Source organism: Mycobacterium sp. E735, assembly GCF_001666955.1.
Taxonomy (GTDB): Bacteria; Actinomycetota; Actinomycetes; order Mycobacteriales; family Mycobacteriaceae; genus Mycobacterium.
Map to the genome: position 1 here is coordinate 1 of NZ_LZIX01000166.1, position 20,499 is coordinate 20,499.

Annotated in this window: 22 protein-coding genes and 1 pseudogene; 16 read left to right on the forward strand and 7 right to left on the reverse strand. The window is 70.5% G+C overall.

All coding sequences use genetic code 11. The features are described 5' to 3' along the window. From A5704_RS12975 to eccE, 9 genes and pseudogenes are all read left to right on the forward strand, one after another. A pseudogene (locus tag A5704_RS12975) lies at positions 1 to 1,030 on the forward strand (type VII secretion protein EccC); the annotation flags it as partial. Then, entirely contained in the window at positions 1,027 to 1,326 is a 300-nt protein-coding gene (locus A5704_RS12980; RefSeq protein ID WP_067760824.1) for a PE family protein, read from the forward strand. The pseudogene A5704_RS12975 and the gene A5704_RS12980, both read left to right, overlap by 4 nt. 12 nt (positions 1,327 to 1,338) lie before the next feature. Next, positions 1,339 to 2,832, forward strand: coding sequence for a PPE family protein (locus tag A5704_RS12985; RefSeq protein ID WP_067760826.1), 1,494 nt, complete (start codon positions 1,339 to 1,341; stop codon positions 2,830 to 2,832). 63 nt (positions 2,833 to 2,895) lie between these two features. Continuing rightward, a complete protein-coding gene (gene esxG, locus A5704_RS12990) occupies positions 2,896 to 3,189 on the forward strand; it encodes a type VII secretion system protein EsxG (protein WP_067278108.1) in 294 nt (97 codons plus the stop codon). A gap of 38 nt (positions 3,190 to 3,227) precedes the next feature. Next, positions 3,228 to 3,518, forward strand: a complete 291-nt coding sequence (locus tag A5704_RS12995) for a WXG100 family type VII secretion target (protein WP_067278112.1) — start codon at positions 3,228 to 3,230, stop codon at positions 3,516 to 3,518. 10 nt (positions 3,519 to 3,528) lie between these two features. After that, entirely contained in the window at positions 3,529 to 4,398 is an 870-nt protein-coding gene (locus A5704_RS13000) for an ESX secretion-associated protein EspG (RefSeq protein WP_067784385.1), read from the forward strand. Between the two features lie 34 nt (positions 4,399 to 4,432). Next, positions 4,433 to 5,896: a type VII secretion integral membrane protein EccD gene (gene eccD, locus A5704_RS13005; protein ID WP_156670266.1), complete on the forward strand. Its 1,464-nt coding sequence runs from the start codon at positions 4,433 to 4,435 to the stop codon at positions 5,894 to 5,896. Next, entirely contained in the window at positions 5,893 to 7,287 is a 1,395-nt protein-coding gene (gene mycP, locus A5704_RS13010; protein ID WP_067760830.1) for a type VII secretion-associated serine protease mycosin, read from the forward strand. The genes eccD and mycP overlap by 4 nt, the downstream gene beginning before the upstream one ends. A gap of 14 nt (positions 7,288 to 7,301) precedes the next feature. After that, entirely contained in the window at positions 7,302 to 8,270 is a 969-nt protein-coding gene (gene eccE, locus A5704_RS13015) for a type VII secretion protein EccE (RefSeq protein WP_067760832.1), read from the forward strand. Here eccE and A5704_RS13020 read toward each other — a convergent pair. Continuing rightward, positions 8,260 to 9,453: a S9 family peptidase gene (locus tag A5704_RS13020; protein WP_067760833.1), complete on the reverse strand. Its 1,194-nt coding sequence runs from the start codon at positions 9,451 to 9,453 to the stop codon at positions 8,260 to 8,262. The two genes, eccE and A5704_RS13020, sit on opposite strands and share 11 nt — an antisense overlap. 121 nt (positions 9,454 to 9,574) lie before the next feature. Here A5704_RS13020 and A5704_RS13025 point away from each other — a divergent pair, with 121 nt between their 5' ends. Continuing rightward, the gene (locus A5704_RS13025) at positions 9,575 to 10,360 is read left to right on the forward strand and encodes a trans-aconitate 2-methyltransferase (protein WP_067760835.1); all 786 of its coding nucleotides are present in this window, start codon (positions 9,575 to 9,577) and stop codon (positions 10,358 to 10,360) included. Here A5704_RS13025 and A5704_RS13030 read toward each other — a convergent pair. Together A5704_RS13030 and bluB are read right to left on the reverse strand one after the other, a co-directional pair. Continuing rightward, positions 10,357 to 11,760 (reverse strand): sulfatase, encoded by a 1,404-nt coding sequence (locus A5704_RS13030; protein WP_067889296.1) that lies wholly within the window; start codon positions 11,758 to 11,760, stop codon positions 10,357 to 10,359. The two genes, A5704_RS13025 and A5704_RS13030, sit on opposite strands and share 4 nt — an antisense overlap. 36 nt (positions 11,761 to 11,796) lie before the next feature. Next, positions 11,797 to 12,474 (reverse strand): 5,6-dimethylbenzimidazole synthase, encoded by a 678-nt coding sequence (gene bluB, locus A5704_RS13035; RefSeq protein WP_067760805.1) that lies wholly within the window; start codon positions 12,472 to 12,474, stop codon positions 11,797 to 11,799. 73 nt (positions 12,475 to 12,547) lie between these two features. Here bluB and A5704_RS13040 point away from each other — a divergent pair, with 73 nt between their 5' ends. Continuing rightward, the gene (locus tag A5704_RS13040; RefSeq protein WP_067760807.1) at positions 12,548 to 12,832 is read left to right on the forward strand and encodes a hypothetical protein; all 285 of its coding nucleotides are present in this window, start codon (positions 12,548 to 12,550) and stop codon (positions 12,830 to 12,832) included. Here the strand turns inward: A5704_RS13040 and A5704_RS13045 are convergent. After that, a complete protein-coding gene (locus A5704_RS13045) occupies positions 12,816 to 13,298 on the reverse strand; it encodes a hypothetical protein (RefSeq protein WP_067760809.1) in 483 nt (160 codons plus the stop codon). The genes A5704_RS13040 and A5704_RS13045 overlap by 17 nt on opposite strands. Before the next feature lie 81 nt (positions 13,299 to 13,379). Between A5704_RS13045 and A5704_RS13050 the strand changes: the two genes are divergently transcribed. Next, positions 13,380 to 14,057, forward strand: a complete 678-nt coding sequence (locus A5704_RS13050; protein WP_067760811.1) for a phosphatase PAP2 family protein — start codon at positions 13,380 to 13,382, stop codon at positions 14,055 to 14,057. 19 nt (positions 14,058 to 14,076) lie between these two features. Here the strand turns inward: A5704_RS13050 and A5704_RS29225 are convergent, their stop codons facing one another. After that, positions 14,077 to 14,262 (reverse strand): hypothetical protein, encoded by a 186-nt coding sequence (locus A5704_RS29225; RefSeq protein WP_231969090.1) that lies wholly within the window; start codon positions 14,260 to 14,262, stop codon positions 14,077 to 14,079. Here A5704_RS29225 and A5704_RS13055 point away from each other — a divergent pair. Next, positions 14,177 to 14,773, forward strand: coding sequence for a L,D-transpeptidase (locus A5704_RS13055; RefSeq protein ID WP_231969088.1), 597 nt, complete (start codon positions 14,177 to 14,179; stop codon positions 14,771 to 14,773). The genes A5704_RS29225 and A5704_RS13055 overlap by 86 nt on opposite strands. Positions 14,774 to 14,779: 6 nt before the next feature. On the opposite strand, the gene A5704_RS13060 is transcribed toward A5704_RS13055, so the two are convergent. Together A5704_RS13060 and A5704_RS13065 are read right to left on the reverse strand one after the other, a co-directional pair. After that, positions 14,780 to 15,259, reverse strand: a complete 480-nt coding sequence (locus A5704_RS13060; protein WP_197499070.1) for a nuclear transport factor 2 family protein — start codon at positions 15,257 to 15,259, stop codon at positions 14,780 to 14,782. 105 nt (positions 15,260 to 15,364) lie between these two features. Continuing rightward, the gene (locus A5704_RS13065; protein ID WP_067760817.1) at positions 15,365 to 16,009 is read right to left on the reverse strand and encodes a TetR/AcrR family transcriptional regulator; all 645 of its coding nucleotides are present in this window, start codon (positions 16,007 to 16,009) and stop codon (positions 15,365 to 15,367) included. A 38-nt stretch (positions 16,010 to 16,047) separates the two neighbouring features. Here A5704_RS13065 and A5704_RS13070 point away from each other — a divergent pair, with 38 nt between their 5' ends. The 3 genes from A5704_RS13070 to A5704_RS13080 form a co-directional block, all read left to right on the forward strand. Next, a complete protein-coding gene (locus A5704_RS13070; protein WP_067760818.1) occupies positions 16,048 to 17,271 on the forward strand; it encodes a hypothetical protein in 1,224 nt (407 codons plus the stop codon). 157 nt (positions 17,272 to 17,428) lie between these two features. Next, a complete protein-coding gene (locus A5704_RS13075) occupies positions 17,429 to 19,351 on the forward strand; it encodes an Hsp70 family protein (RefSeq protein WP_067889300.1) in 1,923 nt (640 codons plus the stop codon). A 154-nt stretch (positions 19,352 to 19,505) separates the two neighbouring features. Beyond that, positions 19,506 to 20,499 (forward strand): hypothetical protein (locus tag A5704_RS13080; RefSeq protein ID WP_067889303.1); only part of this gene is annotated, 994 nt, incomplete at its 3' end.

The following is a 20,499-nucleotide window of genomic DNA, read 5'->3' on the forward strand; positions in this document are numbered from 1 at the left end:
CATGCGCGACGGCCTCGGCCTGCGGCTCGAGCTCAAGCTGCACGACCCGCGGGACAGCAACGTGCGGCTCGTCGGCGCGCTGCGTCGCCCCGCGGAGTCCGTGCCGCACGACCAACCGGGCCGCGGGTTGACGATGGCCGCCGAGCACTTCCTGTTCGCCAACCCCGAGCTCGACCAGGTGGCCGCGATCAACGCCCGCTACCCGGGCATGGCCGCGCCGCCGGTGCGGCTGCTGCCGACCAACCTCGCGCCGGAGGCGCTCGGCGCACTCTATCGCGGCACGGAGCAGGTGGTCATCGGCCAGCGCGAGGAGGACCTGGCGCCCGTCGTCGTCAACTTCGCCGACGAGCCGCTGCTGATGGTGTTCGGCGACAGCAAATCCGGCAAGACCACGTTGCTGCGCCACATCATTCGCACCATCCGCGAGCACTCCACGCCCGATCAGGTGGCCTTCACGGTGCTGGATCGCCGGCTGCACCTTGTCGACGAGCCGTTGTTCGCCGACAACGAGTACACCGCCAACGTCGACCGCATCATCCCGGCGATGTTGGGGCTGGCGAACATCATCGAATCGCGGCGTCCCCCGGCCGGGTTGTCGCCCGGGGAGCTGGCCCGGTGGGCATACGCCGGCCACACCCACTACCTGATCATCGACGACGTCGACCAGATACCGGACGCGCCGGCGATGAGCGGCCCGTACGTCGGGCAGCGGCCATGGACGCCGTTGATCGGAATCCTTTCGCAGGCGGCCGATCTGGGGCTGCGGGTGATCGTCACGGCGCGGGCGACCGGATCCGGGCACGCCCTGATGACCAACCCGCTGCTGCGCCGGTTCAACGACTTGCAGGCGACCACGCTGATGCTGGCGGGCAACCCGCAGGACAGCGGCAAGATCCGGGGCCAGCGCTTCGGCCGGCTGCCCGCGGGGCGGGCGATCTTGTTGGGCGACAGCGACATTCCGACGTACGTGCAGTTGGTCAACCCGCTGGTGGGTGAGGCCGCGATGTTTGGTGAAAGGGGAGAGTCATGACGTTGCGAGTGGTTCCCGAGGGCCTGGCCGCGACCAGCGCCGCGGTGGAGGCGCTGACGGCGCGGCTGGCGGCCGCGCACGCGGCGGCCGCGCCGGCCATCACCGCGGTGGTGCCGCCCGCGGTGGATCCGGTGTCGCTGCAGACCGCGCTCGGCTTCAGCGCACAGGGTCAAGAGCACGCCGCCGTCGCCGCCCAGGGCGTGGAAGAGCTCGGCCGCGCCGGCGTGGGCGTCGGCGAGGCCGGCGTCAGCTATCTCGCCGGGGACGCATCGGCCGCGGCGACGTACGGGTTCTAAGGGCGCCCGACAATGACGTCCCCCGTTGCGCCCCTTTGGATGGCTTCGCCACCCGAGGTGCATTCGACGCTGCTGAGCGCCGGTCCCGGGCCGGGGCCGCTGTTGGCGGCCGCCAGCGCGTGGACCGCGCTGAGCACCGAATACGCAACGGCGGCAGCCGAACTCACCGGGGTGGTGGGCCAGGCCCAGGCGGGGTCCTGGGAGGGGCCGACGGCCGAGCAGTACGCGGCCGCGCACGCCCCGTACCTGGCGTGGCTGCAGCAGGCCAGCGCCGACAGCGCGGGCGTGGCCGCGCAGCACGAGATCGCGGCCGCGGCGTACACCGCCGCCCTGACGGCCATGCCGACACTGGGCGAGCTCGCCGCCAATCACACCGTCCACGGGGTGTTGGTGGCGACGAACTTTTTTGGCATCAACACGATTCCGATCGCGTTGAACGAGGCCGACTACGCGCGGATGTGGGTCCAGGCCGCGACCGTCATGGGCGCCTATCAGGCCACCTCGGGCGCAGCGCTCGCGTCCGCGCCGCGCAGCACCCCGGCGCCGGCCATCGTGCGGCCGGGCGGGGAGTCGAACGACGCCGCGGTCAACGCCGCGCAGAACACCTCCAACCCCGCGAACGCGATCTCCGACTTCTTCCAGCAGCTGGCCAAGTTCCTGCAGGACTTCTTCCAGAACATTCAGCAGCTGTTGCAGAACATCTTCTCGAACCTCCCGGCGTTGCTGGCCGCCAACGGCCCGCTGCTGTTCTTCGTCGCCTACCAGGTGTTCTTCAACGCCGTCGGCTGGCCGACCTGGGGCGCGATCCTGACCGCGCCCTTCCTCATCCCGCTGCTGCTCGGCATCGGCCTGAGTTCCCTGCTCACCGCGCCCGCCGAGATCGCCCCGGTGGCGGCGGGAGCCGCCGCGGCGCCGCTGGTCGCCTCGACCAAGCCGGCGTCACTGCTGCCGGCGGTCGCGCTGGCCCCGACGGTGGCGACTCCCGCTGGGGCGCCGGCCACTTCGGTCGCGGCGGGTACCGGTACCGCTCCCGCCCCGGCGCCCGCGCCGGCGCCGAGCACCCTGGCCTACCTGGTCGCCTACGGCGGTGACCCGGAGACCGGCGTGGGACCGACGGTGGGTGGCCGTGGTGGCGCCAAAGCGCCGGCGGCGACCATCCCGGCGGCCGGCGCGGCCGCGGCCAGCCGGGCGGAGGCGCGCGCGCGGCGGCGCCGCCGGGCCACGCTGCGGGACCACGCCGACGAGTTCGCGGACATGGATTCCGACATCGGCGTGCCCCCGGACTACGACGACGACGATGAGCGACTGGCCGCGGCGGTGGCATCCGGTGCCGGGGCCGGGACGCTGGGCTTCGCCGGCACCGCGCGGAAGGCGAACACCTTCCGGGCGGCCGGTTTGACCAAGCTCACCGACGGCGAATTCGGCAGCGGCCCAAAGATGCCGATGATGCCCGGCACCTGGGACCACGACCCGGCGCGCCCGACCGAGCCCAGGGAAGGGGGATAAGGCAGTCAGCCCGATGCTCGTCAGTCACCGAAACCCCATGAGACCGCAGAGAAAGGAAGCACCATGAGTATGTTGGACGCCCACATCCCGCAGTTGGTGGCCGCGCAGTCGGCCTTCAGTGCCAAGGCGGCGTTGATGCGCAGCACCATCAGTCAGGCCGAGCAGGAGGCCATGTCGGCACAGGCGTTCCACCAGGGCGAGTCCTCGGCCGCGTTCCAGGCCGCGCACGCCCGCTTCGTCGAGGCCGCCGCGCGGGTCAACACCCTGCTCGACATCGCCCAGGCCAACCTCGGCGACGCCGCGGGAACCTACGTCGCCGCCGACGCCGCCGCGGCGTCCGGCTACAACGCCTTCTGATCGAGCTTCAGCCGCCAACAACCGCGAAAGGACTTCTCATGTCCCAAATCATGTACAACTACCCGGCGATGTTGAGCCACGCCGCCGACATGGCCGGCTACGCCGGCACGCTGCAGGGGCTGGGTTCGGACATCGCCAGCGAGCAGGCCACGCTGTCCAACGCCTGGCAGGGCGACACCGGTATGACCTACCAGGCCTGGCAGGCCCAGTGGAACCAGGCGATGGAAAGCCTCGTGCGGGCCTACCAGTCGATGGCCAGCACCCACGAGGCCAACACCACGTCCATGCTCGCCCGGGACCAGGCCGAAGCCGCCAAGTGGGGCGGTTAGTTCCTGTCAGATGAGTGCTGAGCCCAACGCCGTCGAGCTGACGGTCGATCACGCCTGGTTCATAGCGGAAACCATTGGGGCGGGTAGCTTCCCGTGGGTGCTGGCGATCACCTCGCCCTACACCGATGCCACGCAACGCCAGGCGTTCCTCGACCGTCAGCGAGCCGAGCTGACCCGGATGGGTCTGGTATCGGAGGGCGGCACCATCAATCCGACGGTGGCCGACTGGATCAGGGTGGTGTGCTTCCCGGAGCGGTGGCTCGACCTGCGCTACGTGGGGCCCGCCAAGGACACCGGCACCGGCGAATTGCTGCGCGGCATCGTGGCTCAGCGTCCCGCGACCAGCGTCAAGACCGTCGTCGCGCTGCGCAGCGCGCAGCTGATCACGTTCACCGCCATGGACATCGACGACCCGCGCGCGCTGGTTCCGGTGCTGAGCGTCGGGCTGGCACAACAACCGCCGGCCCGATTCGACGAGTTCAGCATGCCGACCCGCGTCGGGGCGCGGGCCGACGAGCGGCTGCGCTCGGGCGCCTCGCTGGCCGAAGTCGTTGATTACCTGGGCATCCCGCAGTCGGCCCGGTCGGTGGTGGAGTCGGTGTTCAACGGCCCGCGCAGCTACGTCGAGATCGTCGCCGGCTGCCGCCGCGACGGCAGGCACGCCATCACCGAGGTGGGGATGAGCATCGTCGACGCCGCCGCGGGCCGCGTGCTGGTGAGCCCGTCGCGCGCCTTCGACGGCGAATGGGTGTCGACCTTCGCCCCCGGCACACCGTTCGCGATCGCCCTGGCGATCGAACAGCTGACCGCTTTACTGCCGGAGTCCGAATGGTTCTCCGGCCACCGCTTGGCCCGAGATTTCACCGCGCAACACGCGTAACCCCAACGGAAAAGAGAGCAACGATGTTTCAGGTATGGCCCCAGCGTCCTTCGAGGGTCCGGTGACGTCCGGCGCCGTCATGCCGATCGTCCGCGTGGCAATCCTCGCGGAAAGCAGGCTGACGGAAATGGCGTTGCCCGCCGAGCTGCCGCTGCGTGAGATCCTGCCCGCGGTCCAGCGTCTGGTGGTTCCTTCGGCGTCGAACGGCGAATCCGACGACACGGCCCGGGGCGCCGCCGACCTCGGTGACGCGACCCAACTGAGCCTCGCGCCCATCGGCGGCGCGCCGTTCAGCCTGGACGCCAGCCTGGACACGGTCGGGGTTGTGGACGGTGACCTGTTGGCGCTGCAGCCGGTGCCGGTCGGCCAGGCGGCCCCCGGGATCGTCGAGGACATCGCCGATGCGGCCATGATCTTCTCGACCTCGCGGCTGAAGCCCTGGGGCGCAGCGCATATCCAGCGCGGGGCGCTGGCCGCGGTGATCGCGGTCGCGTTCCTGGCCACCGGGCTCTCGGTCACCTACCGCGTCACCACCGGCGCGCTGGCCGGGCTGGTCGCCGTCAGCGCGATCGCGGCCCTGACCGCGATCGCCGGCCTGCTCGTCGCGGCCCGCTCGCCGCGCACCGCGACGGCGTGCTCGATCGCCGCGCTGGTGCCCATCGGCGCCGCCCTTTCGTTGGCCGTGCCCGGACGGTTCGGGCCGGCGCAGATCATGCTCGCCGCTGCGGGGGTCACCGCGTGGTCGCTCATCGCGCTCATGGTGCCCAGCGCCGAGCGTGAGCGCATCGTCGGGTTCTTCACCGCGACCGCGGTGGTGGGGGCCGGGGTGTTGCTGGCGGCGGGCGCCGAGGTGCTGTGGCACCTGCGGCCACTCGCCATCGGCTGCGGCCTGATCGTCGCGGCGCTGCTGGTCACCATCGAGGCGGCGCAGCTCTCCGCGCTCTGGGCGCGTTTCCCGTTGCCGGTCATCCCGGCGCCCGGTGACCCCACGCCGTCGGCGCCGTCGCTGCGGGTGCTCGAGGACCTGCCGCGGCGCGTGCGGACCGGCGACGCCCACCAGAACGGATTCATCGCCGCCGCAGTGGTTCTCAGCGTCCTGGGCTCCGTGGCGATCACCCTGCGCCCCGAGGCGTGCAGCGGGGTGGGCTGGTACGTGGTGGGCGCCACCGCGGCGACGTCCGTGCTGCGCGCGCGGGTGTGGGATTCGGCGGCGTGCAAGGCGTGGCTGCTGGCCCAGCCGTACCTGACCGCCGGTGCGCTGCTGGTGCTCTACACCGCGACCGGACGCTACGCCGCCGCCCTGGGCGCCGCGCTGGTGCTCGTCGCGCTGACCCTGGTGTGGGTGGTGGTGGCGCTCAACCCGCAGATCGCCGAGCCGGAGAGCTATTCGCTCCCGGTGCGACGGCTGGTGGGCTTCGTCGCGGCCGGGCTCGACGCGTCGCTCATCCCCGCCATGGCATTCCTGGTCGGCATCTTCACCTGGATACTCAATCGATGATCCGATCCGGATCGGCTTGTCTCGCCGCGGCTTTGGCGGCCGTGCTGTGGACGTGTCCGTCGGCGATGGCCATCGAAGCGCCGAAGGTCGATCCGGGTGTCCCGCCGCCCAGCGGGGCCCCGGGCGCCGTGCAGCCGATGGAGCAGCGCGGTCCGTGCACCGTCTCCGGGGTGATCCCCGGCAGTGACCCCGCGGCCGCCACACCCAGCCAGGCCACGCTGAATCTGCCCGGCGCATGGCAATTCTCGCGCGGAGAGGGCCAGCTGGTGGCGGTGCTCGACACCGGGGTGCGGCCGGGTCCGCGCCTGCCCAACGTCGACCCGGGCGGTGACTTCGTCGAGGCGACCGACGGGCTGACCGACTGCGACGGCCACGGCACCCTGGTGGCCGGGCTCATCGCCGGCCAACCGGCTGACGACGGCTTCGCCGGCGTGGCGCCCGCGGCGCGGGTGGTCTCGATCAGGACGACGTCGGCCAAGTTCTCGCCGCGGACGCCCGGGGGAGACCCGCTGATGGCGCGGGCGGCGCTGGACGTCACCACGCTGGGCCGCGCGATCGTGCGTGCGGCCGACCTCGGCGCCCGGGTGATCGACATCTCCACGCTCACCTGCCTGCCCGCCGACCGGCCGGTCGATCAGGCCGCGCTCGGCGCCGCGATCCGTTACGCGGCGGTGGACAAGGACGCGGTGATCGTGGCCGCCGCGGGCAACACCGGAGCGACCGGATCGGTGGGCGGCGGAACCTCCTGCGAGTCCAACCCGCTCACCGACCTGAGCCGCCCGGACGACCCGCGCAACTGGGCGGGCGTCACCTCGGTCTCCATCCCGTCGGTGTGGCAGCCCTACGTGCTGTCGGTGGCCTCCCTGACGCCGGATGGCCAGCCGTCGAAATTCACCATGGCGGGGCCGTGGGTGGGGATCGCGGCGCCCGGGGAACGCATCGTGTCGGTCGGCAACGCCGACGGCGGCGGCCTGGCCAACGGACTGCCCGACGAACACCAGCAGCAGGTCGCGCTGAGCGGCACCAGCTATGCGGCCGGCTACGTCGCCGGCGTCGCGGCGCTGGTCCGCAGCAAGTACCCCGACCTCAACGCCACGCAGGTCATCCATCGCATCACCGCCACCGCGCTGGGCGGCGCACGCGCGCCCTCCAACGTCGTCGGCACCGGCAGCGTGGACCCGGTGGCAGCCCTGACCTGGCAACTGCCCGCGGGCAACCAACCGCCCGCCGCACAGGTCAAACCCGTCGCCGTTCCGCCGGCGCCCGCGCCCAAGGACACCACCCCCCGGACCGTCGCGCTCCTCGGAACCGCCGCGCTGGCTGTGCTCGTCGCAGTCGCGGGCGCGATCGCCGCCACGGCCACCCGCCGACGAAAGGACCACACCCCGTGAGCCCCCAGCGCTGGATGCCAATCCCCGGACCCGGCCGAATCACGCTGGCGCTGTTGGCCGTCGTGCCCGCGGTGATGGCCTACCCCTGGCGGTCACCCCGTGATTACTGGTTGCTCGGGATGGCCGCCGCCGTGGTCGTCGTGTTGTTCGGTTCCTGGCGCGGCTTGTATTTCACCACCCTGGCGCGCCGCCGGCTGGCGATCATCGGGCGCGGCGAGACCGCGGCCGAATCCGATTCGGCCACGGCGACGACAGCGCTGCTGCGGATCGGCGTGCCGGGCGGCGACGCCGACGTGCTGCCATTGCCGTTGATCGCCGGCTACCTGGACCGCTACGGCATTCGGGCGCACAAGATCCGGATCACGAACCGGGACAACGCATCCGACCCATCGAGGCGCGAGACGTGGATTGGTCTCACGATTTCGGCCACTGAGAACCTGGCCGCGCTGCGGGCGCGCTCGGCACGCATCCCGCTGCACGAGACCGCGCAGGTGGCGGCGCGCCGGCTCGCCGACCACCTGCGGGAGCTCGGCTGGGACGTCACCATCGTCGCGCCCGACGACGTTCCCCGGTTGCTCACCTCCAACCCCCGCGAGAGCTGGTCCGGGGTGCAGCGTGGGGCCTCGGATTACCTAGCGGCATACCAGATCCCGGTCGGGGAGGGGCTGGCGGCCACCCTCGAGGCGATCAGGGAGCATCCGGCGCGCGAGACGTGCACCGCGCTGGAGTTCGCCGGTGACGGGACGCACCACACCGTCGCGGCCGCCTGCGCCTTCCTGACCGACACGCCGCCGGAGCGGATCGCCGCGCCGGCGGGGCTGGTACCGGAGCGCGGCAATCACCGGCCCGCGCTGCAGGCACTGGATTTGTTGTCCACCCGGCGGCTCGACGGTCACGCCAAGGTGGCGGCGGGCTTGCTGGCGCAGCTGGACTGGCCGACCCCGGTGCGCGCGGATTCGGTCGCCGAAGCCGCTAGAACATGACGGTCTGCAAAAACGCGGTCATCCGGCGCAGGTAGTCGAGCTGGCTCACGTGCAGCACGTGACTGCCCGGAAACCAGTGCAGCGCACAGCGATCCCAGTGTTCCCACAACTGGACGGCGTGCTGCGGTGGCGCCATCCGATCGCCGAGCCCGGTGATGATCATCCGCCGATCCTTGCTCGGCAGCGGCCGGTAGTTCAGCGGGCTGTGGTAGGACAGCCCGTCGGATAACTCCGCGTGGCTGATGCGGGACAGGCGCAGCCCGAGTCGCACGAGCTTGTTGGCCGGGAACCATTCGTCGAACAGGTTCGCCGGGGCGACGACGGGACAGTTCGGGATGACGGCTTCGAGCCGGTCGTCGACGGAGGCCACCAGCGCCGAGGTGTAGCCACCCAGCGATATGCCGGTCAGCGCGATGCGGTCGACCCCGGTGCCGTGCAGGTAGTCGATGACGGACCGGAAGTCGTGCACGGCCTGGGCCATCGCCTCGGCGAAACCGCTCAGGCCGCCGGCGAAATAGCCGAAACCGCTGAACGGCGAAAGCTTTTCGGCCCGCTTGCCGTGAAATGGCAAGGTGTACAACAGCACGTCGTAGCCGGAGCGGTAATACCAGGGCAGCGCGAAGAACCGCCCGTTGGCCAGGTACGACGATCCCATGAAGCCGTGGATGACACACAGCGTGGGGCGTGGCCCGTCGTCGTGGCGCCAGTGCTGGGCGCGCACGGTGTTGTTGGATCTGAAGGCGGACCACTGCGGGCGCATCGCGGGGTTGATCGCCCTGAAGCTGCTTGGGAACGCGATGTTTTCCACCGTCCCGCCCGCGACCCACTCGGTCAGTGGGCTGGCCCGCCGCGACGACACCCGCGGCGGCTCGGTCGGCGCGGGAAACGACTTCACCGGATCGCGTTGCGCGCCCAGCCCGGCGTAGAAGCTCAGGTTGGCGCGCTCGGCGCGGGCATCGGCGTGCCGCAGGGACGCGGCGACGACGGCGGGTGCCACCGTCGCGGTGAGCAGTGACGACACCCAGGTGCGCAGCGCCAGGTCGCCGATGGCCGAGCCCTCGACTACCATGCGCTGGCGGGGGGACAGCGCCGAATTCGGGGGCAAGCCGCCGTCGTCGACCGGGACGTCCGCGCCTTCGAAGGCGGCGGGAATCGGCGGTTCAATCGAAGTGTTGGGCGCCACGAACGCCGATGCTAACCGGCCGGCGCGGCGGCCGGGGCCACTTGGGCGGCGGGGCCGCATGCGGTAATACCGTTTGTCTATCTCCCCGGCTGGCGGCGGCGCTTTGATCAGGAGGACCGACATGTGGGATCCCGATGTCTACCTGGCCTTTGCGGACCATCGCAGCCGGCCCTTCTACGACCTGCTGTCCCGGGTGGGGGCGGAGCGGGCCCGGCGGGTGGTCGACCTCGGCTGCGGCCCCGGCCACCTGACCGAGTACCTGTCCCGGCGCTGGCCGGACGCGGTGATCGAGGCGATGGACAGCTCGCCGGAGATGGTCGCCGCCGCGAAGGAACGCGGCATCGACGCAGTGATCGGCGACCTGCGGGACTGGAAACCCAAGCCCGATACCGACGTCGTGGTCAGCAACGCCGCGCTGCACTGGGTGCCCGAGCACGCCGACCTGCTGGTCCGGTGGGCGGGCGAGCTGCCGCCCGGATCATGGATCGCCGTCCAGATTCCCGGCAACTTCGAGACGCCGTCGCACGCCACGGTGCGCACCCTGGCCCGTCGGGAGCCCTACGCAAAGGTGATGCGGGACATACCATTTCGCGTCGGCGCGGTGGTGCAGCCGCCGATCCAGTACGCAAACCTGCTGCTGGACGCCGGGTGCAAAGTCGACGTCTGGGAGACCACCTACCTGCACCAGCTGGGCGGGGAGAACCCGGTGCTGGAATGGATCACCGGGACGGCGCTGGTTCCGGTGCGCGAGCGGCTCGGCGACGAAGACTGGGAACGGTTCCGCGAGGAGCTCATCCCGCTGCTGGACGACGCCTACCCGCCCCGGTCCGACGGGACCACGATCTTCCCGTTCCGGCGGGTGTTCATCGTCGCCGAGGTCGGCGGTTCCCGGCGGTCCGGCGGCTAACCGCTCGCCTGTTCCTCGATGCCGCGGTCGGCGGCGAGCGCAGACCGGGCGGTCGGTTTCACCCGATGAATGTGCAGATACGTCTCGGTGTACCGGGCCGAGATGCGGGTGCCGGCGAACTCCGACGGGATTACATCACCCGTACGCTGACGCCAATCATGAAGCCGCACAGCCAAATCGGCCGCGATTTCGTCGGCGTCGGCGTCGCCGGCGGCCAGCAGGTTGGTGGTCTCGGTGGGGTCGGCGCGCAGGTCGTAGAGCTCACGCTGCGGGCGTGGGCCGGTGATGAACGGCGCGACGGCTGCCCCCGACGGGCTCTCCTCGATATCCAACGGCAGGTCGAGCAGCGGCCGCGGGGCGTAATTCTCGATGTAGCTGTATTCCTTGGTGCGAATCGCGCGGATGGGATCGAACGAGTCGTGATAGGTCTTCGTCGTGTATACGTGGTCCCGGACCGGCACGGTGTGCGGGTCGGGCGCGAGGAGGGCGCGGGCGTGCGATACGCCCTCGACGTCGGCCGGAACGTCCACGCCCAGCAGGCCCAGCAGCGTCGGCAGCAGGTCAACGCCGCTGAACAGCTCGTCGTAGACCCGCGGGGGCAGCGCCCGGCCGGTCGGGGGCCTGATGATCATGCCGATGCCGGTTCCCGCGTCATAGAGCGTGGACTTGGCGCGGGGAAACGCTGGGCCGTGGTCGGTGAAGAACACCACCCAGGTGCTGTCATCGAGTCCCGACTCGGCCAGCGTGTCCAGCAGGCGGCCGACGGCGGCATCGGCCGTCGTGATCGACCCGTAGAAGCTGGCCAGGTCGTCGCGCACCTCGGGGGTGTCGGGTAGGTAGTCGGGCGGGTCGACCCCGGCGCTGTCCGCCGGCTCGTAACGGTCCCGGGGATAGGGCCGATGCGTCTCGAAGAACCCGGCGGTCAATAGGAACGGTTGGCCCGCGAGGTCTTCGGTGCCGTCTCGCAGCCAGTCGGAGGCCCGGTCCACCACGTATTCGCAGTAGGAGTTCGAGACGTCGAACTCGTCGAAGCCCAGTCGCTGGGGGTAGGAGGTCTCGTGCTGCATGCCGAAAAGCGCTGAGTACCAACCCGCATCGGTCAGTATCTGGGGCAGGGTGCGCACGCCGCTTCGGTATTCCCAGCCGTGATGCGCCAGCCCGATCAGGCCGTTGCTCTGCGGGTAGCGGCCGGTGAACAGCGACCCGCGCGACGGCGAGCACAGCGGCGCCGTGGCATGCGCCCTGGTGAACCGGATGCCCTCGGCGGCAAGGCGGTCCAGGCGGGGGCTGTCGACGTCCGGGTGCCCGTAGACGCCTAGGTAGCGGCCCAGATCGTGCCAGTGCACGATCAAGACGTTGTCTTTCCGGTCGGCTTCTTCGCCCGGCGCCAATTGCGTCACCTCTCAACTCGCCCGCGACCGGCGACGATACCGCAGCTAGTCGGGCGAAGGCGCAGGGATCCGACTCCAGCGGTTCTCGCAGACGAACTCCGACAGTGGCCGGGCGACAGCCCAGCCGTCGAGTTCCAACGCCGGCCGATCGGGGAATTCCGGCACCGGGCCCAGGCACAGGATGGCCACCGGCTCCGCCCCCGGGGGCATGTCGAGCAACGACGCCAACCGCTGCGGATCGAACAGCGAAACCCAACCCATGCCAAGGCCTTCGGAGCGCGCGGCCAGCCACAGATTCTGGATCGCGCACGAGACCGACGCGAGGTCCATCTGCGGCAGTGTCCGGCGGCCGAACACATGCTTGTCCCGGTCGTCGCACAGGGCCACCACGAGCAGCTCGGCGCACTCGAGGATGCCTTCGACTTTCAGCGCGAGAAACTCCTCGGCCCGCTCGCCCAGGGCCGCGGCGGTGAGCGGGCGCTCCTCGTCGACGAGTGCGTGAATGCGCCGCCGCAGCGAGTCGTCGGTGATCCGGACGAAGCGCCAGGGCTGCATCAGGCCGACGCTGGGCGCCGCGTGGGCCGCCTGCAGCAGGCGCGCCAGCACGGCCTCGTCCACCGCCGCGCCGGGTGAGAACTTCCGCATGTCGCGCCGTTCCGAGATCACCCGATAGACGGCCCGGCGCTCCTGCGGGCTGAAGGCCTGCTCGCTCACGGGAGTCATCGTAGGAAATCCGCGTTAGCGTGAACCGTGTCCGCGACACGCACCGGGTGAACACCCAGGAAAGGAGTGTTCCGTGAAGCCCTTTGACCTACTCGACCGGCCGCCCACCGACGGGGCCGCGGGTCGCGTGTACGGCGAGCCCTATCAGACACCGGACGGCACCACCGTCATCCCCGTGCTCAAACCGCTCGGCGTCTTCGTCGTCCACAACGGCGAAGCCTCCTGGAAGCCCGCCGTGGACGGGAACCGCATCGCGCTGATCGGGGTGATCACCGGCCTGCTGGCGGCGGTGATCGGCAGCCTGGCGGTGCTGCGCCAGCCGCCCTGGCCGCGGATGACGATCACGGACTATAGGTAACGCCGACCGCACGGAACACGTACTCGGGCGGCATGTCGAAGGCCAGGGACCGGCGCGGCAGGCCGCTGAGCACCTCGTCCGGAATGGCCGCCTTGTAGTGCAGCGACAACTCGCCGCTGAACTTCGGGTCGACCTTCGCGACGTCGACGTCGACCTGCAGGCCCGTCGACGAGATCTCGACCCGCGCCGCGCCGGTCTGCGGCGCGTCCCAGCGAACGTCGACGGTCGGGCCGGCCAGCCGCGGCAGCATGGACAGCGTGGCCAGCACCCGCTCGGAGGTGAACGCCAGCGAGCCCGTGTAGCTGGCGACACTGTGCGGCAATCGCACGCCCGGGATGGCGCCCTTGAAGCGCCGGGTCACCGCCACGAAGTCGGCGAGGTAGCGCACGCCTTCCGCCTCGAGCTGCGCGTAGACGTCGTCGGGCAGCTTGCCGATGCCGAGCAACCTGCGGACAAATACGGCCATGACGCCAGTATGGCGCGGGCCGGGCGACAGCGTGGTCGGGCCGCCGGACGCTGCGCGGAGCCCGGCTGGTATCCGTGGGATATGACCCGAGCGCGGACCATGCCGGCCCTGTGCGTCGCCCTGGTCGCGGCGGCCGTCTACGCGCTGATGTGGGCGGGCTACTCGCAGCACTGGCACTGGCAGCAGCGCCTGGATTGGTCGCTGCTGAACGCCGCGCGCGACGGCGCCGTCAAACACCCCTTGTGGGTGCGATTCTGGGCGGACGTCTCGTTCGCGCTGGGCCCGGTCCCGTTGCGCGTGCTCGGCGCGGTGGCGGCGACCGGCGCCCTGGTGGCGCGCCGGGTGCGGGCGGGGTTGTTGCTGCTGGCCTGCGCGCCGCTCAGCGGGCTCGTGACGGTCGCGGCCAAGGCGCTGGTGGACCGGCCGCGGCCGTCGACCATGCTGGTGCCCGCGGCCGAGACGTCGTTTCCGTCCGGGCACGCACTGGAGGTGACGGCCGCGCTGCTCGCGGGGTTGTCGTTGGTGTTGCCGACGATGAACCGGCTGATGCGCACCGTCGCGGCCGCGATGGTCGCCCTGAGCGTGTTGGCGGCAGGCGTCTCGCGGGTGGCGCTGAACGTGCATTACCCGTCCGACGTGCTGGCCGGCTGGGCGCTGGGTTATCTGTATTTCCTGTTGTGCGTCACGGTGATTCGTCCCCCGCGCGCGGCGCTCTCCCGAAAACCGTGCGACGCGGGCGATTTGGTCACGGCGCGGTGACCTAACCGGGTCTGAAGCTTTACTTGACCTTGCGCTGCACGGGTTCGACGATTGAGGTCATGCGCCGACTGCTCGCTTCGCTGTTCGCTTCGGCGTGCGCGTTTTTCGTGGCGCTGGCAATGGCGCCGATCAGCGGCGCGGCCGGCGCCCCCTGGTTCGCGAACGCCGTCGGCGATGCCACGCAGGTGGTTTCGGTGATGAGCACCGGCGGATCCAACGCGACGATGGACATCTATCAGCGCACGGCCGCCGGCTGGCAGGCGCTGCGGAGCGGGATTCCCACCCACGTCGGTTCGGCGGGCATGGCTCCGCAGGCCAAGAGCGGGGTGCCGGCCACCCCGATGGGGGTCTACACGCTGGACTCCGCGTTCGGCACCGCGCCCAATCCCGGCACCGGGCTCCCTTACACGCAGGTGGGGCCCAACCACTGGTGGAGCGGCGACGACCACAGCCCCACTTTCAACTCCATGCAGGTGTGCCAGAAGGCGCAGTGCCCGTTCAACACCGCCGAAAGCGAGAACCTGCAGATCCCGCAGTACAAGCACGCGGTCGTGATGGGCGTCAACAAGAACAAGACCCCCGGCGGCGGTGCGGCGTTCTTCTTCCACACCACCGACGGCAAGCCCACCGAGGGCTGCGTGGCGGTCGACGATGCTCAGCTGGTGTCGATCATGAAATGGCTGCGGCCCGGCGCGGTCATCGCCATCACCAAGTAGCGCGCGTCAGGCGTCGGTGGCCACCGCGCGACCGGGTTTGAGCGTGAAGTTCATGCCCTCCAACGACATTGTGGCGTCGTAGGTTCGGTCGTATCCGGTCCCGCAGATCTTCCAGCCGGCGTCGGTGCGCCGGTAGGTGTCGCGGTAGAAGGCGGCACCGATCAGCATGAAGTTCAAGTCGGCGACGATCACGCGGTCCTGCAGATACCAACTGCCCGTTGCCGTGTCGCCGTCGACGACGATGTCCGGATGGGTCACCCGGTGCTCGGTGATGACGTTGGCGGGCAGCGACGTACGCATGTACTCGACCAGGTCGTCGCGGTTGGTGAAGTGCAACTCGTTGCCGATCGACGGTCCGTAGTCGGCCTTGATGTCCTCGGCGAGTGTGTCGGCGAAGTCGTCCCAGTGCTTGGTGTCCAGCGCGCGCAGGTACCGGTACTTGACCTGCTTGATGGCTTCGATGTCGGCGAGATCTTGAGGGGTCATCAGGTCATTGCAGCACACGGGTCACCCGCCGCCCGCGCTCGCATCGAAGAGCCGTCGCCGAGACATAGACCACGGTCACCATGCGCGGCGTGTCGTGTGCGTGGTTTAAGTGTCGCGGCAGCCCTGCGTGTCGGACAGGTAGCGGGTCACCATGTCGATCAGAGCCCGTCGCTCCAGGCTCCAGTCGATCGCAGTCCCGGTGACCATCTGCGCCAGCACCACACCGCGCAGCGTCGCCCAGATCACCTCGGCCACACCGGCATTCGCCGGATCCGCGGTGATCAGCCGACCCAGCTGACCGATCGCGTCGTTCATCTCCAGCAGGTGCCTCCGCGGGGACTCGCCGGGCCCGCCGCGCGTCGCCCGCAGGATCTCGAGCGCCGCCATCGAAGTCGGGCTGCTGTAGCAGCCCCACGCCGTGTCGACGACCACCTCGATGCGCTCGCGCAGCGGCAGCGCGCCGACGTCGGCCGACGACAGGCTGTCGATCAGCCGGTCCACCCCGTCGTCCACGACGGCCATCAGCAGGCCGTTGCGATCGCCGAAGTGGTACTGGATGACCCCCCACGTCACGCCCGCGCGTTCGGCCACGTGCTTGGCGGTGGCGGCCGGGAAGCCCTCCTCGACGATGCAGCGGACCGTCTCGTCGATGATGCGCGCGCGGGTGTCGTCGCCGCGCTTGCGCGGCGCGCTGGTGCGCCGGGTGGGGCCGATCGAGCCCGCGGCTACCTGACCTGCGGCGATGGACATCGTTGACTTTATAACATAGTCGAGTCTATTTTTGGGCCGTGAGCCGATCCCGGTACGCGCGGTTGACGCGCGAGCAGCTGGCCGTCCTGGTTCCCGAACTGCTCCTGATCGGGCAGCTGATCGACCGCTCGGGCATGGCCTGGTGCATCAGCGCGTTCGGCCGCGACGAGATGGTGCAGATCGCGATCGAGGAGTGGGCCGGCGCCAGCCCCGTCTACACCCGGCGCATGCAGCGTGCGCTCAACTTCGAGGGCAACGACGTGCCGACGATCTTCAAGGGGCTCCAGCTCGACATCGGCGCCCCACCGCAATTCATGGACTTCCGCTACACCGTGCACGACCGCTGGCACGGCGAATTCCACCTCGACCATTGCGGGGCGCTGCTCGACGTGGAGCCGATGGGGGAGCGCTACGTCTTCGGGATGTGCCACACCATCGAGGACCCGACGTTCGACGCCACCGCGGTGGCGACCAACCCGCGCGCCCAGGTGCGCCCCATCCACCGGCCCCCGCGGACGCCGGCCGATCGCCATCCGCATTGCGCGTGGACGGTCATCATCGACGAGTCCTACCCCGAGGCCAAGAGCATTCCCGCGTTGGACATCGTTCGCCAAACCCGGGCCGCCACATGGGAACTCGATCCGATCGACCGCTCCGACGAGGGCAACGCGGACTACTCCGGTCCGCTGCTGTCCGACTTCGACTTCGCCGGCTTCTCGCATTCGGCGCTGGTCCGGATGGCCGACGAGGTCTGTCTGCAGATGCACCTGCTCTACCTGTCGTTCGCCATCGCGGTGCGCGCCCGCGCCGCCGATGACGCGCAGGCCGTGTCGGTGTGCACCCAGGGGCTCACCGGCATCGCGGGCGTGGCCGCCGAGCGCATACGCCGCGCGCTGGGACTCCCCGGCGGCATCGCGGGGGTGCTCGAGGTCCTCGAACTGCACCCATTGCTGAACCCCGCGGGCTATGTCCGCGCGGAAACGGCGGACCGGCTGGTCGTGCACCGCTCACCGGCCCACGACGATGCCGCCTGGATCGCGCTGTGTTCCCCGGGTTCCGTTCAGCCGCTCCAGGCGATCGCCACCGCCGTCGACCCGCACGTCGAGGTCCGGGTCAGCGGCACCGGCACCGACTGGACCGCGGAACTGGTCGAAACCGACACGGCGGCGGCCGAACTGCCCGAGGTGTCGGTAACGAAGGTCAGCGGCGGAGCGACATTCCAGTTCGAGCCGAGGCGATCGCTGCCGCTGACCGTGGTGTAAGCACGAGCGTCGATTTGTCAAGGGGCCGCCGGTACCGCTTCGGTGACGAGGCGGCATCGACCGGGTACCGATGACGTTGCAAGCCATCGGTTTTGGGCGTGTCCGCGGCTATGGTTAACGCTGGCCACCGACCCCTATAGACGAAGGTTTTCGCTCTATGTACGACCCACTTGGGTTGTCGATCGGGACCACCAACCTGGTCGCTGCGCGTAATGAAAGCCCACCGGTTACCCGGCGCTCGGTGCTGACCCTTTATCCGCACTGCGCGCCGAAAGTCGGTGCGCCCGAAGAGAATTCGTATCCATTCGAGCCCGGCGTGATGATGAAGGGCTTCGTGGAGCGCATCGGTGATTCGGTGGCGCTGGTGTCGGCCGACGGGTCCGCCCACGACCCGGAGCTGCTCACGGTGGAGGCCCTGGACGCGATGGTGCGCGCCGTCGGCGCGGACGCGTCCTGCGCGGAGATCTCCATCGCAGTCCCGGCGTACTGGAAACCCGTTACGGTGCAGGCATTGCGCGACGGGCTGCGGACTCATCTGGGATTCGTTCGCAGCGGCATGGCGCCCCGGCTGGTTTCGGACGCCATCGCGTCGCTGACCGCGGTGAAGGCCGAACTCGGGCTGCCCGACGACGGCGTGGTGGGGCTGCTCGACTTCGGTGGCGGCGGAACCTCGGCCACGTTGGTGAACGTCGCCGGTGATTTCGAATTGGTCAGCGCCACAATGCGTTACGCGGCCCTGTCGGGTGACGAGATCGATCAGGAGCTGCTGCTGCGGGTCTTCGAGGAGCTGGGTCGCGGCAGCGGCATTGATCCGGCCAGCACGGCGGCCGTCGGGCAGCTCGGCGAATTGCGCGAACAGTGCCGGCTGGCCAAGGAACGGCTGTCCACCGACGTCGTGACCGAGATCGCCGCCGTGCTCGGCGAACGCAGCTGCAGCTTCACGCTGAAGCGCGACGATCTCGAAGACCTGATGGCGGACCGGCTGACCGGCTTCATCTACGCCCTGGACGACATGCTGGTGCGCTACCGCAAGAACTGGGGCGACCTGGCGGCGGTGGTAACGGTCGGCGGCGGTGCGCAGATTCCGCTTGTCGCCGAACGGCTTTCGATCCACGGGCGCACGCCGATCCTGACTCCGTCGCAGCCCGCCCTCGCGGCGGCCTGCGGAGCGCTGCTGCTGGCGGCCCGCGGCGAGGAGCTGAGCCTGCGCACCAGGACCTCGATGAGCCTGCTGGCCTCCGCCCACGCCACCGGCGACGTCGTCGACCTCGGGGCCGGCGACGTGCTGGTGATCGACGACGAGGCGCTGACGGATCGTGAGCTGGCCTGGTCGCAGACCGAGTACCCCGGCGACCTGCGGGTGCGGTTCGGCGGCGAAACCTATGACGAGGACGGGCCGTCCGGCTGGTCGATGCGGCTGAACGTCATCGACCCGCCCGCGGAGCGGCCGTGGCGCCGCCTGCGGTTGTCACAGTTGATCATCGGCATGTCGGCCCTGGTGGCGATGACGGCGATCGGTGGCGTGGCCTACACGCTGACCGGGATCGAACACCGCCAGGCGCCGCCGGCGCCCAGCGTCGCACCCCGGCCGGCGCCGGCCAGCCCGCTGGTCCCGCGCACCGTCGCGCCGCCGCCGCCGACGGCCGTGCCGCTCCCGCCCAGTGCCGCGCCGGTGCCCAGTCCCGCGCCGCCGCCGCCCGAACCGCCGCCGTCGCCGCCGCCGTCTGCGCCGCCGCCGGTGGTCATCACCACGCAGGCGCCCCCCGTCTACACCCCGCGGCACACCGCGCCGCCGACCCAGGCGCCCACCACGACCGCCATGACGACGGCCCCGCCGCCGCCCTCGACCACCACCGAGACACCGCCCCCACCGACCACGACCACGACCACCACCACGACGGTGCCGATGACCACCGAGTGGATCCACGTGCCGCTGCTGCCGGTGCCGATTCCGGTTCAGGTCCCGCAGACCCAGGCCCCCCAGGCGCCGGCCCCGCAGTACACGCCGTATCCGCAGTACCCGCAGTACCAGCAGTACCCGGGCAACTCCCAGAATCCCTTCCTGGGCCCGGGCTACTAACCCGCGTCGTTCCTGCTGAGCGCGCTCGACGAGCGCACCCGTTTCCGCGCGGGTAGCGTGGTGTCACCCGGTCGGGCGGGTCTATCCGGCGGTGCCCTCATCGAGGGACCTCGGAAAAAAATCAGCGCAAATCAGCGGACTGCGGAGGCGTGAAGTGGACATCGTGCTTGGGGTCTCGATGGCTCCCGGGACGGTCCGCCTGGTGGTCATCGAGGGCCAGAACGCCGACGGTGTCACCGTCGAACAGGACGAGTTCGGTGGCGCGGTCGACGAGGTCATTGCGGCGATCGGCGGCACCCGCGAAGGTGCGGAGGCGGGCGGCCACCAGCTGGTGTCGACGGGCGTGACCTGGACGGACCGAGCGGACGTCGGCGCGCTACGGGAAGCGATGACCCAACACGGCATGGGCAACGTGATGCTGGTTTCCCCGTTGCTGGCCGCGGCCGCGCTGGCCCAGACGGTCGGGTCCGCGCTCGACTACGCGCACATCGCGATGCTGTACGTGGAGGCCGAGACCGCGACGCTGGCCGTCGTCGACGTCGCCGACGGGTCGATCGTCGACCTGCACCGCAAGCAGCTGGCCAACGCCGGAAAGGAGCCGCTCGCCGCCGAGTTGGCGACGATGGTCGCCGGTCTGGGCGCGCGGGGTGCTCACGCGGACGGCGTGTTCCTGATCGGCTGCGGCGTGGACATCGTGCCCGTCAAGCCCGCGCTCGAGGCGGCGACCCCGCTCGAGCTGTCGGCGCCCGAGGAGCCGGAGCTGGCGCTGGCCCGCGGGGCCGCGCTGGCCTCGGCGAACGCGCCGCTGTTCGCCTCGTCCACGGCGGCGCTGGCGTACGCGCTCGACCCCGGCACCGGAGAGGTGAGCCCGCGACCGCTCGGCCCGACGTACCTCGACGTCTGGGGCAACGCCGACGCCGAGGCTCTGGCCTACAGCGCCGTGCCCGACGACGACGTGGTCGTCCCGCGCCGGCGACGGCCCATGTTCCTCGCCGGGAGCGCACTGGCCGGCATCGCCGCCATCACCGCCGGGGTGGTGCTGGTGTCGCTGACCTCCGATCGTCCGGCATCCGAGCAGCCGCAAAACCCGAGCGTCAACGCCGCCACCCCGGCCAAGCAGGCGCCCGCCCAACCCCCGAGCGCTCAAC

Bases quoted from the DNA above. Each gene is read 5' to 3' on its own strand.
- A5704_RS13075 (WP_067889300.1), top strand. From the start codon at position 17,429: ATGTACGACCCACTTGGGTTGTCGATCGGGACCACCAACCTGGTCGCT.
- esxG (WP_067278108.1), top strand. From the start codon at position 2,896: ATGAGTATGTTGGACGCCCACATCCCGCAGTTGGTGGCCGCGCAGTCG.
- eccE (WP_067760832.1), top strand. From the start codon at position 7,302: ATGCCAATCCCCGGACCCGGCCGAATCACGCTGGCGCTGTTGGCCGTC.
- A5704_RS12995 (WP_067278112.1), top strand. From the start codon at position 3,228: ATGTCCCAAATCATGTACAACTACCCGGCGATGTTGAGCCACGCCGCC.
- eccD (WP_156670266.1), top strand. From the start codon at position 4,433: ATGGCCCCAGCGTCCTTCGAGGGTCCGGTGACGTCCGGCGCCGTCATG.
- A5704_RS13045 (WP_067760809.1), bottom strand. From the start codon at position 13,298: ATGGCCGTATTTGTCCGCAGGTTGCTCGGCATCGGCAAGCTGCCCGAC.
- A5704_RS13050 (WP_067760811.1), top strand. From the start codon at position 13,380: ATGACCCGAGCGCGGACCATGCCGGCCCTGTGCGTCGCCCTGGTCGCG.
- A5704_RS12980 (WP_067760824.1), top strand. From the start codon at position 1,027: ATGACGTTGCGAGTGGTTCCCGAGGGCCTGGCCGCGACCAGCGCCGCG.
- A5704_RS13000 (WP_067784385.1), top strand. From the start codon at position 3,529: ATGAGTGCTGAGCCCAACGCCGTCGAGCTGACGGTCGATCACGCCTGG.
- bluB (WP_067760805.1), bottom strand. From the start codon at position 12,474: ATGACTCCCGTGAGCGAGCAGGCCTTCAGCCCGCAGGAGCGCCGGGCC.
- A5704_RS13025 (WP_067760835.1), top strand. From the start codon at position 9,575: ATGTGGGATCCCGATGTCTACCTGGCCTTTGCGGACCATCGCAGCCGG.
- mycP (WP_067760830.1), top strand. From the start codon at position 5,893: ATGATCCGATCCGGATCGGCTTGTCTCGCCGCGGCTTTGGCGGCCGTG.
- A5704_RS12985 (WP_067760826.1), top strand. From the start codon at position 1,339: ATGACGTCCCCCGTTGCGCCCCTTTGGATGGCTTCGCCACCCGAGGTG.
- A5704_RS13065 (WP_067760817.1), bottom strand. From the start codon at position 16,009: ATGTCCATCGCCGCAGGTCAGGTAGCCGCGGGCTCGATCGGCCCCACC.
- A5704_RS13060 (WP_197499070.1), bottom strand. From the start codon at position 15,259: ATGACCCCTCAAGATCTCGCCGACATCGAAGCCATCAAGCAGGTCAAG.
- A5704_RS13055 (WP_231969088.1), top strand. From the start codon at position 14,177: ATGGCGCCGATCAGCGGCGCGGCCGGCGCCCCCTGGTTCGCGAACGCC.